Raw genomic sequence first — 16053 nt, 5'->3', positions numbered from 1 at the left:
ATGACAATTATAAAAAATTTTATTATCACGTAATTTCAATAAAATGATACAAAACTTAGGCTATAAAAAGCTGAATCATTCGCAAGAAAAGTATTTTTCATTGCCTAGGATAGAGCACCTGGAAGGCTATTGTTTAATGCTTTTAAAGTATATCTTCGAAAGAGAAACATGAGGCTTTATTTATCATAAAGCTGTTGTTGTCGTGTGGATTTTCGTCAACATTTCAATAAAGAAGGAAAGTAATGGCACGAAATGAACTGAAACGAGGTATGAGTAAGCGCCAAGTTATTTTTTTAGCTCTTGGCTCTGCTATTGGAACAGGTCTTTTTTATGGGTCTGCACAGGCAATTAAGCTTGCGGGTCCAAGTGTTTTGATTGCCTATTGTATTGCTGGTTTAGCTATTTTTATGGTTATGCGGGCTTTAGGAGAGATGATTATTCATAATCCATTGCCTGGTTCTTTTGCACGTTATGCGGCAAATTACATATCGCCATTAGCAGGTTTTTTAACGGGATGGACATATGTATTTGAAATGATTCTTGTCGGTTTGGCTGATATTACAGCTTTTGCGACTTATATGGGTTTTTGGTATCCTGATGTTGCTCCTTGGGTATGGGCATTTAGTATTACGTTAATTATCACGGGTATTAATTTAGCTGCCGTAGAAGTATATGGTGAACTAGAGTTTTGGCTGTCTTCTATTAAAGTTATTGCTATCATTGCAATGATTATTTTAGGAATAGTAATTATTTTTTGTGGTTGGGGTGAAAGTGCAGTTTCTTCTACTGTTACTGTTCATAATTTATGGAAGAATGGTGGTATTTTTCCTAATGGTTGGTTTGGTTTTTTAGCTTGCTTTAGTGTTGTTGTCTTTGCTTTTGGTGGTATAGAAATCATTGGGATGGCAGTCATGGAAGTTCAAAACCCTCATCAAACAATTTCAAAGGCAATTAATTCTACTCCAGTTCGTATTTTGCTTTTTTATATCATGACGTTAGCTATTTTAATGTCACTTTATCCTTGGAATGAGATTGGTCTTATGGACAGCCCTTTTGTATCCATTTTTGAAAATCTTGGGATTTCATATGCGGCAAATATCTTAAATATTGTTGTTGTTACAGCGGCTATTTCTGCAATGAATAGTGGAATGTATGGTGCTTGTCGCATGATACATGGTTTATCGCAGGAAGGTTATGCGTTAAAGAAGTTTCAATATTTATCAAAAAATGGTATACCGATTTTTGTTATTTTGATGATCTTCGGTATTTTTCTTCTTGGTGCTGTCCTTAATTATTTTTACCATGAAAAGCTTTTTTTTCTTATTGCTGCAATGGCAACATTCGCGACAGTTTTTGTGTGGATGATGATTCTACTTTCACAAATTTTTATGCGAATTAAGATGCCTAAAGAAGCACAGAATGGTTTAAAATTTCCAATTCCATTTTGGCCAATAGGATCGATTTTTTCTATTTTATTTATGGTTTTTATTTTTATTCTCTTATGGTATTTTGATGAGACACGACCAGTTTTAATTATAGGTTTTAGTTGGATTGCTTGGCTTGTTATTTGTTTTTATGCACTTAAACTTTATAATTTTAAGCAAAAGAAACTGCAATAAAATGTGAATAGAGATTAAACTCAAAACAAATAGCTGATGTTATCAGGAGAAGAGTTGTTTGATTGTTATTCTCTAAAGATTAGTATAATCTAGATTGAAGAAAATCTGCTCGTTATTATTTTACTTTGAGAGTTTTTGTGAGCCATTGCTTATGGTAACGATCAAATCATATAAATATTAGGCATTTTTTGATGGTGAGCTCTGCAATCAACATAAGTCTTTCATGTTAAAATGCCGAACAATGCAAATGGATTTTACTAGAGACAAGATTATAGGCAGATATCTTTTTCAAACGCATTAATGGATTTCTATTTTACAAGATAAGTCATTGTATCATTGTGTTTGCAAAAACTTCAATAAAGAGTAGTAAGGTATCACAATAAAATTTCATAGAAGAGTAAATTAAAGAGAACGAAGAGTAAATTAAAGAGAACAATGAACGTGTGACAGTTTTACGATTCTTGTTGTTATTGCGAGCAAAAGAGCAAGGATCAAACTTATTTTTTATAAAATTGATACGGGAGTAATTTTTATCACAAGTGGAGAAGGACAAAATGCACTCCGCAACTGTATTGTGGTGCAAAATTATTCAATATTATTATAAAAGGCGCTCAAAAACACTACGATCAGCAAAAAAATCATCGGAAAGTGGCTTTTTACACGAGAAATCTTCCAATAGTTCTGAAACGCATATCACAACGATTTCCTCTATCCTTGAGGCAACGGGCAAAATTGATACGGATGCACACGGAGATGCTATGATTATTGTTTCTCATCTGATTTCCGGTCAAGATATCAATGTAATGGGAGAAAGTGTGATGATTGTTGACATGATAGACCATCATAGCAGCCATTTACAGACGCATGCCATAGGTTTTGATGTGGGTTCAGGCAAAAATTTTGTTTCGATATATGGGAGCGAAATAAAGACAGAAAATGAAGAGAGTTTTGAACATCAAGGCTCTTCTCTCAGTGTTAACTGTAATATCAACATTATACTCAAGAAAAAAGATGTGAGCGTAGTAGACTCTGATCTTGCAGGGGAGGGTATTAACCTTTCGGCAGCGCATGATGTCAATGTGTTTGTGGGTTACAATAATCATAGTTCGAGTACACAGGAAGAGCGCACAGGCTTTGGCTTTCAGTTTGAAAAGAGCAGCGGTGCTTCTGTTGGTGTTTGGGGTTACGAGTGTGAAAGACACTGGCGATCAATAGGAAAATACCTCCGTTCAATCCTATTTCAAAGTGCGCAGAGATGTGCGGATTACTGCTGATCATGATGTAAACATGCAAGCCGACAAATGTTTTGGCAGAGTGTGATGTCAACGTTGATGCTGGCAATAATATCACGCTTTCGGAAAACTATGATATCTCTAAGACACAAGAGATGCCTGAAAAGTCCTTTGCTGGTGTGACAGGATCTGTCAATGTGGGCATTCTTGGTACCATAAAAGATACAAGAGATGTAGCAAAACGTTTTACTCATGGGGATGTGAAACACAAAATCGGCAATGGTTTGATTGGCGGACTAAATGGCAATAGAGCAGCGATTGTTCGTGCACATAGCCCCAAAGGTGCCATAACAGTAGGTAAAGGATTGCGTGACTTTAAAAAGCGTGGCATCCACAATATAGCAAAGAAAACAGATATCTATCTTTTGGGAACAGCTGATAAGGCTCTATCGATAGCGAATCCATTATATGTCGTAAATGATGGCGAAAAAGATCATGTCTACCTACAAAATCATTTACTTAACCCCATTGGTATAGGATTTGGTCACAATCCACCTACTTTTATAAGGTACCCTCGGAGTTCCCTTATGTATTATTTCCACCAGAAATTCCCATGCGAAAGGAGGGGAGAGCGCTAGGCGGCTATGATCCTAGAATTGTTATAGTTATGCGCCTTATACGTGTGCAAGGTACTATGGAACGTTTCATATTATGCCAATTTATTCGATTTTAGATAATTTAGGTTTAGGTTATTTATGGAGAAAAAAATGAAACAAAACTTAAAATTATTAAGTGGTCTCATTCTGTTAAAGGTCGCTGGATATAACATCGACAAGCCCCACTAGGAGTTTTGAGTGCTTGGGAGAAGCTTGGAGCAGACTTTACTGAGGTAGGAAAAGCACTGTTAGAATGTGGCATGCCAACCTCGTATGATGTCTTTCCAGAAAATAAAAAGTTAAGCCTCAATGCAGAGGCTTCCATTGATGCTTGCATGATCCAAGCAAAATTCCACTACAAATGGGGAGGACTATATTGGTGTTATACTTAATAAAGATGAAAACCTCCCCATTTGTCGTCCTAGTGCTGTTATCCCGCAACGAAGTGTCAAGAAGCGTTTGAACAGCTCGTTTTGTAAAAAATATAAAACCGCACCTGAATGCCAGCCTTAATTTTTGCTGGTGATAATCAACAATCACTACCTTCATGTTTCTCATGCCTGTGCGGGGGGGGGACTTAATTCACCATTTCAATGCTATTTATTTATGGGTACTACAACTGTAGGCGCAATAATATAAAAATATCTATTTTTGTTGTAATAAAAATATTGATAATAATTATAGGTATGCCGTTGATAGAATATGATTTTAGTAATAATTTTACCGTATTTTTGATATAACAATAATGGTATAATCTTCGGAAAGGTAAAAATAATAAAGGTTGATAATATCCATCATTGTTTTAGAAATAAAAAAACAGCATGTAAAATAATTTATAGATTGTTTCGTAATATCAAAATTACTCAAGGATAGGAAAATGAAGCATATTTTAAAATTATTAAGCGGGATAACTTTATTTGTTATGGCTGGATGTTACGAAGAGCAGCCTTCTCGAACAGCCGTAGATGCATGGGAAAAGCCCGGCGCAGATCAGCTTGAGATCAAAAAAGCTCTGTTGGAATGCGGAGTGCAGCATTTTGATGGTCGTCTTGATACAGAAACAAGTATGGATGAGAAATTCAATGCTGAGGAGGCAGAGAATGCATGTATGATCCAAGCAGGTTTCCGAGATAAATTGGGAAGGGTGAAGTGGTGTGAGAAATATGAACATCTTCCAATTTGTCAGCCTGATGCAGTTATTCCTCAGCGAAGTGTAGAGAGGCGTTTGAATAGTCCTCATTGTAAAGAGCATAAAGAACAACCTGAATGTCAACCTTAGGTGTTGATGTTTCTGTAATCAATCATTCTCGTGTTCTTTTTCTCGCATGGGGGGGCGAGGTTGCTTTTTTAATGTACTAGCCATCTTGCATGCGAAAAAATACTAGCAAGCTTTTCAGCCTTTCTATCGTAAATATTGAAGGAGGGGAAATGAAAAATATTGAAATTATTGAGTGTTATAATTTTATTAAGCGCTGCTGGATGTGTTAGCAAATCTCCCCCAATCGATCTTGGCATTATGAGAAAAGTCCAATGTCAATAAATCTACGATCTCACAAGTACTGTTCAAATGTGGCAGGCAGCCGATCTACGCTTTTCCTGAAAATATGGATTCGTGTACAAGTCAGTTTGTAGCAATTTATGAATGCATGACTAAAGCAGGTTATCGGTACAAATTACAAGATTCAACGGGAATCTATTTTTCATCAACGCCGCGAAGTGATTCATTTTTAGTTAATTTAATGGTAGCAGGGTATCAACAGGTTATGGATAATGATACTTTTGGTGTAACCAATTCGACAAAACAAGAGCGAGATTTGATGTTACGTTTTGAAAATGATAAAAAGCGCTAGTAAATAAAAAAAGCTTTGCACAAGTGATTATCAACAGTAGAATATTCATTTTAAAGAAATAATTGAATGAAAATATTAAACGGAAGAAGAGAGAAATACGGCTCTTTTGTCTCCAATATAGTTATATTCATCAGCTACGAGATTAGAAATAGTGTTGTTGTCAGATGATGATGATAGCGGAGGATAGTGAGTTGTTGTTTAGAGAAATTTATTCAATATAAAGAATGGCAAATAATAGCTTTGCTAAAATATCTTCTTTAATGATAATAAACAGATAGCTTTCATAAAACTGATTTTGATGAAATTTTATTTTGGTGTTTTTTAATTTTAAGATGGTGAGTGTTTTACTGTATTTTAGATTTTATCAAAAGATCTAAAGTATTATGCAAGTAATTTTGATATAAAGATCTTTTTATTTTATGATAATTTTTTTGTTAGATACTAGCATTTTTAATACAGAAATTGTGTACATTAGGTTATAAATTAGTGTGCGATTGTTTGTTTTTTTTGTTGTAGTTAGAGAAATGATGCTGTTATAGCTTTCATATATTATATCTCATTATATCGTATTTTTTATTAAAACGTTTTGATCATTTAAATCTTAAAAATTATTCTCATTTTGTTATATCTTTATTTTTCGGTGGTGAGATATATTGAATATTATATCTTTTAAAAATTTACATTTTTTCGCGTTTTTTTGAGATTAGTTTTTTGGCATTTTGTATTGCAGTTCTCAGTGGTTTTGGGGATGTGCTCTTTAACAAGATTGTCATCCTAAATGGTGTTTTTAAACTTTTTGTTCTTTCTTTACATAAAATACAAAACATATTATGAGTATGCCGTAATTTACCATAAAAAATAAAACAGTCTCGTTTGTTTTATTCTTACTGTGTTTAATTTGTGGTTTATTTTTTTGCCAGCATTTTTTGTTTTGTTGAAAAAAAGAGAGTTTTGAAAAACAATGATAACCAAGGTATCTAAAAATCACTTGTATTCGTGTGTTTTTACAGCAGCTATTTTTTCTTTTTTATTAAATATAAATATTGAGGCGCATTCTCATTCATATACATCACTGTCATGTGACGAAAACAAATTGCCTTATAAATGCAGTGATGGTGTAAAGCATACAATTAGTGATAAAGTATATAAGTTCACGGTACCTGTTAAAGAAAAGAATGGGGAGGGTAGTTCTCTCATATTGCCTGCTGCTATAGTAGTGCAGGAGCCAAATACAGTTATTCAGGCAATGCGTGTAGAGGTTGAAGCTACTGCGGGTATAGAAGATATTTATGGTGTTTCTGTATCACAAGGGGGAAGAATTGTTTTGAGTGATTCAGCTTTTAAAAATGTGTCAATAGGTCTTAAAGCTGATAGTGGAATGATTGAGGTTAATCGTGGAACAATTGAGGCTTCTCAGTTTGCAGCTTATGCAGAGAAGCGAGGAGCATCTGTTACGTTAACGAATACAAAAATTAAAGTGGAAGGTTTGGGTATCGGTCAAGAGAGTGCTCTTTTCGTTAGGGCTGATGCGGGTATTCAGATGAAAAGTGGTTTTATTGATGTGAATGATGCTGCTGCGCTTTATGTGGGGAGAGGGGGGAGTGCGACTTTAGATGGTGTTACCATTACTTCAAAATATCAAAAAACAGAAGACAATGAAAATACAAATGAAAAGATTGCACATACAGTTTTCAATGTAAAACATCAGGGCTCTGTTTATTTAAAAAATACTAATATTATTTCTACGGATGTTCATGTTTTAACAGTTGGACAAGATTCTAACACACTGTCCAATAATGGCAGGGAAGGAAATATTTTAATTTCGCGGGTTAATATTGAAGATTCAACAATTAAAGCAATAGGTAATAAACATGGTATGTATTTTGAGATGGATGGGGGGAATGATGCGTATGAACAGGGACTTGTCTTTTTGAAAAGGACGATTTTTGAGGTTCCAGATGGAACAGCTATTCACAGTAATAATAGTCGTAGTTATATTGCAGTAACAGAAGGTACAAAAATTTTTGGTGACTTATTATTAACAGCTGAAAAGGGAGGGACTGTAGCGATTTTGGCTGATTCTTCTTCATTGATAGGAGGGACTCATGTTGCCGATGATTCTATTGCTGAGCTTTATTTGACAAGGGGATCAAAATGGTTTTTGACAAAAAGAAGAGAGATAGCTTCGCAAGCTGCAAATCGCACAAGTTCATTTATTTCATTTGTAAAAATTTCTAATAGCTTTATTGCTTTTGAAACTCCAATGTTTCAGGAGTATCAGACACTTTATATTGGGGAGGGAGAGAAAGAAGTTTATAGTGCGCAAGAAAGTGCTGATATTTATCTCAATACACATTTCAGTAGTGATGGTTTGCTCGATAATAAAAAGACTGATCGGCTTTTGATACATGGTGATGTTTCTGGAAAAACGACAGTTTATGTGCAATTTGTCGCAGGAAACCAAGGTGAGATAGCAACCGGTGAAAATGTTCATAGTATTTCACTTATTCAGGTTTCTGGAAAAGCGGCAGAAGATTCTTTTCAGTTAGATCGTGCTTATATTGCATTAGAAGGGTTGCCTTACCGATATTATCTTCATGCTTATGGTCCAGATTCTACTCTTGGAAATGCACAAATTTCTCAAAGATTGGTTGATGGAAATGGAGATTTTTGGGATTTTCGCCTTGAAAGTAAGTATATTCAGCCTTCTTTGGGAGTGTCTGTTATCCCTCATTCTGAGTTAAAGGTCAGAGAGGTTGTTCCGCAAGTTCCAACCTATCTTTTGTTACCAAATGCTTTGTTTCATATTGGACTCATGGATATCAGTAATCAACAAAAGGAATTGCAAGTTGCGCAGTCTATTCCTCGCAAATTATTAAAAGTTGAAGGGAATTTTGCTTTATCTGTTCACGGTTATGGTGGGAGTTATCGTTATGTCTCAGATCTTTCTACACTTAAATATGGGTACGATGGTAATGTTGATTATAACGCTATAACAACAAACATTTTGCTCAAAACAATAGAGAGCGCATATAGTACAACATCTTTTGGGATTATGGGAACCTATGGACAGCTTTCCTTGCAACCTCGTAACGTGGAACAAAGCCAAAAGAGTACGTTTAATAAATGGTCATTTACGACATACGGTAGTGTGAAACACAACACTGGTTTTTATGTAGATGGTCTTTTATCTTATGGTTTGTTTAAAGGGGATGTGCTTACCCATGCTTGGGGTAAGACGGCGACATTAAAAGCAAATCCTTTGAACGTTTCGTTTTCTGCTGGTAAAGTGTTTATGACAGGATATGAAGATCTTATTTTTGATCCGCAACTCCAGCTTATTTATCAACATCTTCAATTTGATAAGTTTCGTGATATTGATGGATTTGATGTTGAGATGAAAAAAATAGGTCAATGGTTGGTGCGTATTGGGGGGCGTTTAAATAAAACATTTTCAGCATCTGAAAAGGATCGTATCATTTGTTTTTATGGTAATATTCATCTTTCTAATCGTTTTGGTAAAAAACAATTTGTTCATTTTAAAGATGTTTTCCAGTTGGGTTCTTTTGGTTCTTCTTTAGAAACAGGTTTGGGTATTAATGCGCAGTTTTCTTCTAAAGTTACACTTCACAGTGATCTTAGCTATCAGCATAGGTTAACCAAGGCTGGTTTTTCTGGAGTTCATTTTTCTGGTGGTTTGCGCTATCATTTTTAATAAATCGTTTTAAAAATAATAAATGTGATTTTTAAAGTTTTGTTTTATTGTCGAGATTAAAACCATTGATGGTGCAGAATTTTAGTTCCTTCTTTTAATAATGGTATCATGTGTTTTAATAAGTATCAAAGGATCACGTTGATGTGTTTTTTATCTGATTGATAAAGGTGCTTAAATGCTTCAAAAAAATTGACAATGAGACTGTAAATCTATTTGTGTTATTTGGGCTATAAATATTGGGGATGTATTCGTCATCAGCTTTTTAAAATAGTAGCATTGTTATCCTATCATGCTGTGAAGTGCTGTCATTTGAGGTCGCTGATATCAATCATGAAAGGCAGGGAGATATTGGCCTGCTGATTAAGAGCTTTTTCTGTTAAGGAAAAGAGGGGATTTGTAAAATATAGAGCTCTATCGTTTCGTGTTTTTATGCTTTAAAATTTTGTAAAAAGCGTTTTTGAAGCTGTTTGTATCAATCGCATTATTGTAGGTGGATAATGAGAAAAGTGGTAAAGCGTGAATACTTTTAAAATCAAATGCAACATCTTTAGTTCTTATAAGGATAAATCCTTAAAAAAATTGTTCTAATGACTGTATTGAATATATGAACAAGATCTTGTCTTATTTGTGAAATAGATATAAAATATAACTTTTAAATTAGAGTGGGGGCGGTAAGATCTTTCTTTTCTTCTTTGAGATATGGGGAGAAGAAATTGGTCGTATCAAAAAAGTCGTTTATAAGTTTTCATTATTGTTTCAAATATAGAAATATTGAAGAGCTTTTATTAAAATGGGGTGTAAAAGTAGATCATATCTTCCTTAATTCTTGGTTTTTGAAATATGAAAAAAGCGTTTGCGAAATTTTAGGAAAACGCATTTGCATTGTGACTTCATTTGTATCGATAAGATTTATATCAAAGTTCAGGGTCAGTAAAAATATCTTTATCGGACTATTGATAAACATGGTGTTTCCATATGATGCTTAAGGTATCATCGAGCCATTTATGGTAATTGCGTGCTTCTTCGTTTGAGTTATGAACAGAGAAAATAAAACCAGGATATCCACCAAATTCTGGTGGAGGTGGTGAAATGTGATTGGTTTCAAAGAAAATGATAGTTCTGGCGGTTTGAGGATGTTGTGCAACCTTATCTAGACCTAAAAATCCAGAAAACCGTCCATGACCACGAAGAGGAATAATGTAATTTGCAGCCACTTTTTCAGCTGGGAGTATATCGGGAAGGTCTAAGTTTTGTTCAGCTAAAGCGGCATTCATACATAGTTTTGCAAATGAAATTCCTGTACCTTGCTCAACAATAAAATGGGAGACACCCGATCCACCTATACGAGCGCCTATCTCAATGATATAAGGTAAATTATTAGCATCTAAGCGTAGCTCTACATGGGCAGCACCCATATTTATACCAAGAGCTTTAACTCCAGAGCATGCAGTCTCACATAAAGCAATAATTAAAGGATCATCTATATCACAGCGTTGACGATAAATTGTTTCTTCAAACCATGGTCCCTCAGGCTGTCCCTTGTCTCCAACGGCCAGAACATGTACACCTGCTGTATCAACAAAGCATTCTACGACAAACTCTTTTCCTGGCAAATACTGTTCTACGACTAAACCTACAGGTTTATTTTTATCATTAAAACGTGCCATGTCTTTATGCTGAACATTCCATACGGCTTTAATGAGATCAGGAAGTTCGGCGGAATTTTTAGCTAACATTACGCCTGTACTCGCCCATCCAGAGACGGGTTTAATAACGAGTGGATAATTCAAGGCTTGTGTTTGTGATAGGTCTTCTGGATTATCTATATAAAAGAATCCTGGTGTTCTTAAGCCTGCTTTAGCAAAAGCTTGACGCATGAGATATTTATTTCTGGTTAATGCTGCTACTTCTGGTTCAATACTTGGAGTATTGATTTTTTTTGCAGCCAAAGCTGTCCATAGGATGGCTTCTTCGCGAAGGGTCATAATCCCAGAAATATTGCGTTCTTTTGCTCCCGTTGCAAAAGTGTCTAGAGCTGCCTCTGGGTTATCAAAAACAGGAAGTTGCCAAGTTGAAGTGACTGCTGCGGGGTGTTGAGTGGGAGCGCTTTCAGCGGTATCATAAATCATTACTAATTCGATATTAGCTGCTTGTGCTGCTTCAAATATAAATGGTAATTTTGCATTGCGCTGGCAAACTAACGCGAGTTTTTTCATTTTGTTTCCTCATTAAATTTGGAGTTTTGAGAATGGCGTTTATGTTGCCATGTAGATACCTTTGATGCATCTATAAATAAAAGTGTCATCCCTATAACAACTACAATCATAGCAATTATTTTGATAATATTGAGAGAAGTGCTAGAGCCGATTATCCATTCACATGCAACCACTGCAAAAGGAGATAATACGCCGATAGTATTGGCGTATAATACGCCTCCTTCGGCTAAAACTTTTTGGTATAATACGTAAACTGGTGCCGAGCAAACAGTTCCTAAAATCAATATTTTAAATATATCTTCTAACTTAAGATATAAGAGTGGGGCAGGATCAAAAATAAATAATGGCATAAATGATGCTGCAGAAATTGTCGTGATCCAAGCCAGTGAGGTGAGCAAAGGTAGATTTTCAAGATAACGTTTAGACAATAAGCCATAAGCAGAGTAAGAAAGTGCTGCTGTTAAGGCAAGAGCTATTCCTATTAGGCTGTAATATCCACCCTCTGCACTGTTTATATTAAATGCTATAGCTGCTACACTGACAATTATCATACCGATAAGTTTTAACCATGAGAACGTAAGGCTATTCGTCAGTGCACCCAATATGTAGGTAATACCTGGAATAGTAGCGAGAACCATAGTTAAATCACTGGCTTTGAGCGATTTTAATGCACCAAAGCTGCATACAAAATATAACGAGAATCCTAACACTGATAGAATTAAAAAAGAAGGTATCATGGAAAGCAATGGTAGGGATCTGAAAACAGCTTTCTCACGAAATACTGCAATCAACCATAAGGCTACAGCAGTAGCACACAACCTAAGTCCAACTGCATGCATTACCGGTATACTGCTAACCAAATTCTTAGATAATAACCAACTTATAGAAAACAACGCCAGAATGGCAAAAGTAAATAATAATAACCGTCCTTTTAAAAAACTCACTGATTTAATTCTCCAATGACTCGCCGCGCATAATATGAGGTTGAAAAATTAAATCGTGGCTTTGAGGTTTGCGGTCTTCCAAGATTATTTTGGATGTAATCCTTCCCCCCTTTTTCAAATAGTCATAATCTAATGCTTCAAGTGCTTCTATATCTGCTATCATTAATACTATTACTTGCTTAATACGCTCCAAATAAAATTGAAGATAACTCTGATCCGTTTCAAACAATACTTTGTTACGCACCAATATTTCAAAAAGCAAGACACCTGTACCAGAACCGAATGTCATATGCTGATCAGAACCTTTTGGATAACGAAATATGCGTTCTAATAGGACAAACTCTGTTATTTCTTTCCAAAATTTGGGATGATTTTGTAGCATAATAAGCACTGTAATTAAGTTCACTTTAGTTTCTTCTAGAAGACCTGTAAACCAATTTAATTTTATATACAGATTTTTATCCAATGGCCGCGGTCCAGTATGATGTGCATAGTCATGATAATAGCCTCATAAACAGCGAACATCATAAATATCCTCTTTAGATAAGTTACAACTATGCAATTGATCGAACGAGAATTTACTATCTCTATCAAGCAAACATTCAGCTTCCACAATTGTTTGCTCATTGTAAATATCGAAGAATTTGCTGAAAAAAACAAAGCAAATGCCTGCTTATCAATTTTCTTAGCAGTCGCCCCAGATTCTGGGAATAGAACAATGCAATTGCCTTCTAAACAACCCTTTGATGCTATTCGCGTTTTTATACATTGAAAATGTAATACATAATTCTTTGTATATTTTACGTTGGCAAGATAGGCTATTTCATGACGGTAGCCTGTAACTAATTTTATCCGGAATTTTTCCGGATCAGTCCCATTCGTTGCATGCATTGGAGCCAAGGGAAATAGCGGAGCGTCTGGTAATGGTGCTTTGAATGCAGCCAAAGTGTTATCAATTTTTGGGGGAGTATTAAACTGTTGAGCATCCACCGATAAAGATCATCAGAAGTGGTATTTAAAAGTTCTGGAGATAATCCGTCAATAATATCTGCATGATAGTTCAACAGAGTGATCAATTTATTGATCATATTATTATCCGCTGAAGTTGGTTCCTCAATACTCCCATCGAGTTCTTGGTGCACACGAAATTGGTTTATCAGATTAACAATAGAAAGAAGTGCTTCAGACTGTTTCATGATAAGCTGACTTTAGTGAGTGGAGCAAAAAGACCATTGGCACTTGTCCAAAATTTTCGATAATATTTAGCTTATAGCGGTTTGTCGCAACAGACGTTGTGATACAAGCAACTGCTTTTTCAGCATTACAAAGAACGGTTGTGTCAGCATTTCTGTTGGCAAATATTTTGTCGTATTAATTAGCTAGCAAAGATTGAGGGGCAGAGTGAGTCGCTACGTTTTAATTTCATCAGACTTATTGCGTTTAGTTAAAACCATAGAGTGAGTAGGCATAATAAAGCTGTTAAACAATTGCATATCGCCTAAACGCATAAATATGAGAGTGTATACAAATCTGGGTAAGCCGTACACCTTAGAAGATATCCATCTTTTTTCTGGGTGGGTTTCTCAAAGGCTTTTTCAGGAGTTGTGTATAAGATAATACGTGATTCTAAATCAGCGGAAGAAATATTTTGATTGTGATTGTCAAGCCACTATTGTGCTGCAGCTGTGCAGCTAGTATCTGCAGGGATAAGTGTATAGATAAAAGTATTATTTTCAGATTGTATGAATTCTATACTTTTTAAGTATAATAATAGATTTAAAATAGTGCAATATTTGAAGTATATCAAGCAAAATAAGTTAAATAATTTAGTGTTTTACCAAGTATATGTATATGTGAAAGAAAATTGTGATATAATTTGGTCTTATCATTATCCTATTATGCCATAAAATATCGTTGTTTAGGAGAGTAATTGAGCAGGAAAAATTCTATGCAGGGGATATTTATTGGATATGTTAGACGAATGATTAGAATGGTTAAGCGAAGGTGAATGATACATAAAGCACACCGCTCTATCATTTTTTGATGATGAGCTTTTTTGTTTTAATATTTTGTAAAAATTGTTTTTGAAGCTGTCCGTATCGATAACATTATTGTAGGTGGATAATAAGCAAAATGGTAAAGCATGATTACCTTTACTATCAAATTCAATATACTTAGCTTTTTAAATAAGATAATATTTTAAAAATTATTCTATAGCCATGATTGTATTGAATATATGAAAGATATTATCATTGCCTTGTTTGTAAAAGAAACATGAAATATAACTCTTAAATCAGATTGGGATTGGCAAGATCTTTTTCCTTCTTTGAGGTATGGGAAGGTCGGATTAACTTTTATTAAAGTACATAAAACATTCGCTTTCTTGAAAAGATCAGAGGTAAACAAAGATGCGTGAGATTTTGGATCATTTTGATATGCCATTGAATAAGAATAAAAAGAGTTCTGTTCAAAAGGTTCAAAATCTTTCATGTCAGCCGCTAGCAAAACGATTTTATAAACAAGTGAAGATTGCTTGTGAGGAAGGGCGTTTTACTATCTTATTAGATGAACGTCCCGTTAAAACGCCCGCAAGGCGTCATTTTCATGTGCCAACAGAAGTGTTTGCTGAATACGTTGCTCAGGAATTTGAGAGCCAAAAGCACGTTGTTGATCCTGCAAAAATGCCGATGACGCGTTTGGTTAATACTGTTATTGATGGTATTGCTGATGATATGCAGGTTGTTTTTGAAGATTTATTGCGTTTCGTTGCGTGTGATATGATCTTTTATCGTGCACAGACACCTAAAGAGCTGGTGCAAAAACAATCTGAACAATGGGATCCTTTATTAGATTGGGCAGAAAAAAAACTGGGTTCAAGGTTTTATTTGACAGAAGGGCTGATGCATGTGGAACAATCACCAGAAGCACTTCAAGCTGTGAGTCATTATTTACGTAGCGTTGAGTCTCCTTATATGCTTGCTGCTCTTCATATGATGACAACCTTAACGGGATCTGCTCTTATTGCTCTTGCTGTTGCTGCGGGAAACATTGATGCTGATCATGCTTGGTCTATTGCCCATTTAGATGAAGATTGGATGATGGAACAATGGGGAATAGATAAAGAAACAATGGTGCGTCGTGCTCATAAAAAAGTTGAATTTAAGGCTGCGGCTACAATTGTTACAACTTGTTTATAGGGGTTAAATTTTTTATTTACGTGCATTCTTTTTGCTCAGAGTATTTTTGTGACTTTTGGGGGATTGATTTTTACTTTTTCAAGTCCAGGAAATAGTTCATTGGTTATGTTTAAGAGCGCTTCGTCATTACCACGGATAAAATACCATTGGTTATTGTAAAATAGGGCAATAATTTCAGTTTGAATAGAGCATTTTTTTCCAGCATTTGTTGTGGTTACAAGCTCCACGGGTATAACAAAATAAGGAGTGCCATTATCAAGTGTACCTTCACGTTTTTGTTTTTGGTCAATGTTGATCGTTTCAATCTTGTAACTTTCTGCCAACCGTTCTATTTGGTTTTTCATGATTTGTCGAAATTGTGATTGACTAAGATTTTTTTTGGCGGTTAAACGGTTGATGATTTGGGGAGGAATAGCATTTAAGATGGCATTTGCATCGGCATTTTTAAGTGCTTTACTATAAGCGGATGTCGCTTTTTCAAGGGCTGTGAGTTTTTGATTGGTTATTGTATGTGCTTGAGTTGTTGATGTGATAAAGACAATGCATAAAAGAACGGGAACGAGAAAACAAATTCGCGGCATTAGAAACCTTGTTAATTCATTTGAAGAGATTCAACCCATTATA

At 35.1% G+C, this 16053-nt stretch carries 10 protein-coding genes and 2 pseudogenes; 7 read left to right on the top strand and 5 right to left on the bottom strand.

Annotated elements, in window-relative coordinates; genetic code table 11:
• Positions 1-242: 242 nt before the first annotated feature.
• The 6 genes and pseudogenes from ACFIJ8_RS03920 to ACFIJ8_RS03895 all read left to right on the top strand — a co-directional run bounded on the left by ACFIJ8_RS03920 (position 243) and on the right by ACFIJ8_RS03895 (position 9072).
• On the top strand, positions 243-1619 hold the full coding sequence (locus ACFIJ8_RS03920) for an amino acid permease (RefSeq protein ID WP_273788278.1): 1377 nt from the start codon (positions 243-245) through the stop codon (positions 1617-1619).
• A gap of 591 nt (positions 1620-2210) precedes the next feature.
• Positions 2211-3159 (top strand): annotated as a pseudogene (locus ACFIJ8_RS03915) (hemagglutinin repeat-containing protein); the annotation flags it as partial.
• 459 nt (positions 3160-3618) lie between these two features.
• A pseudogene (locus ACFIJ8_RS03910) lies at positions 3619-4020 on the top strand (hypothetical protein).
• Between the two features lie 364 nt (positions 4021-4384).
• Entirely contained in the window at positions 4385-4786 is a 402-nt protein-coding gene (locus ACFIJ8_RS03905) for a hypothetical protein (RefSeq protein WP_015856534.1), read from the top strand.
• 325 nt (positions 4787-5111) lie between these two features.
• Complete coding sequence (locus tag ACFIJ8_RS03900) at positions 5112-5357, top strand: hypothetical protein (protein ID WP_375639046.1); 246 nt, start codon at positions 5112-5114, stop codon at positions 5355-5357.
• Between the two features lie 961 nt (positions 5358-6318).
• Positions 6319-9072: an autotransporter outer membrane beta-barrel domain-containing protein gene (locus ACFIJ8_RS03895; protein ID WP_375639045.1), complete on the top strand. Its 2754-nt coding sequence runs from the start codon at positions 6319-6321 to the stop codon at positions 9070-9072.
• A gap of 950 nt (positions 9073-10022) precedes the next feature.
• On the opposite strand, the gene ACFIJ8_RS03890 is transcribed toward ACFIJ8_RS03895, so the two are convergent.
• From ACFIJ8_RS03890 to ACFIJ8_RS03875, 4 genes are all read right to left on the bottom strand, one after another.
• Positions 10023-11288, bottom strand: coding sequence for an acetyl-CoA carboxylase biotin carboxylase subunit family protein (locus ACFIJ8_RS03890; RefSeq protein ID WP_375639044.1), 1266 nt, complete (start codon positions 11286-11288; stop codon positions 10023-10025).
• Positions 11285-12232 (bottom strand): DMT family transporter, encoded by a 948-nt coding sequence (locus ACFIJ8_RS03885; RefSeq protein ID WP_375629523.1) that lies wholly within the window; start codon positions 12230-12232, stop codon positions 11285-11287. The genes ACFIJ8_RS03890 and ACFIJ8_RS03885 overlap by 4 nt, the downstream gene beginning before the upstream one ends.
• A 4-nt stretch (positions 12233-12236) precedes the next feature.
• Complete coding sequence (locus ACFIJ8_RS03880) at positions 12237-12698, bottom strand: hypothetical protein (RefSeq protein ID WP_375639043.1); 462 nt, start codon at positions 12696-12698, stop codon at positions 12237-12239.
• 382 nt (positions 12699-13080) lie between these two features.
• Positions 13081-13428 (bottom strand): hypothetical protein, encoded by a 348-nt coding sequence (locus ACFIJ8_RS03875; protein WP_375639042.1) that lies wholly within the window; start codon positions 13426-13428, stop codon positions 13081-13083.
• Between the two features lie 1212 nt (positions 13429-14640).
• Between ACFIJ8_RS03875 and ACFIJ8_RS03870 the strand changes: the two genes are divergently transcribed.
• A complete protein-coding gene (locus tag ACFIJ8_RS03870; RefSeq protein ID WP_375639041.1) occupies positions 14641-15429 on the top strand; it encodes an ATP12 family chaperone protein in 789 nt (262 codons plus the stop codon).
• A gap of 35 nt (positions 15430-15464) precedes the next feature.
• Here ACFIJ8_RS03870 and ACFIJ8_RS03865 read toward each other — a convergent pair whose 3' ends face one another.
• Positions 15465-16010: a hypothetical protein gene (locus tag ACFIJ8_RS03865; RefSeq protein WP_375639040.1), complete on the bottom strand. Its 546-nt coding sequence runs from the start codon at positions 16008-16010 to the stop codon at positions 15465-15467.
• Positions 16011-16053: the final 43 nt, after the last annotated feature.

The sequence above is a fragment of the Bartonella sp. MF74HXZ genome (genome assembly GCF_042194445.1).
GTDB classification, from domain to species: domain Bacteria; phylum Pseudomonadota; class Alphaproteobacteria; order Rhizobiales; family Rhizobiaceae; genus Bartonella; species Bartonella grahamii.
This window is presented reverse-complemented; position numbering and strand designations above follow the sequence as displayed.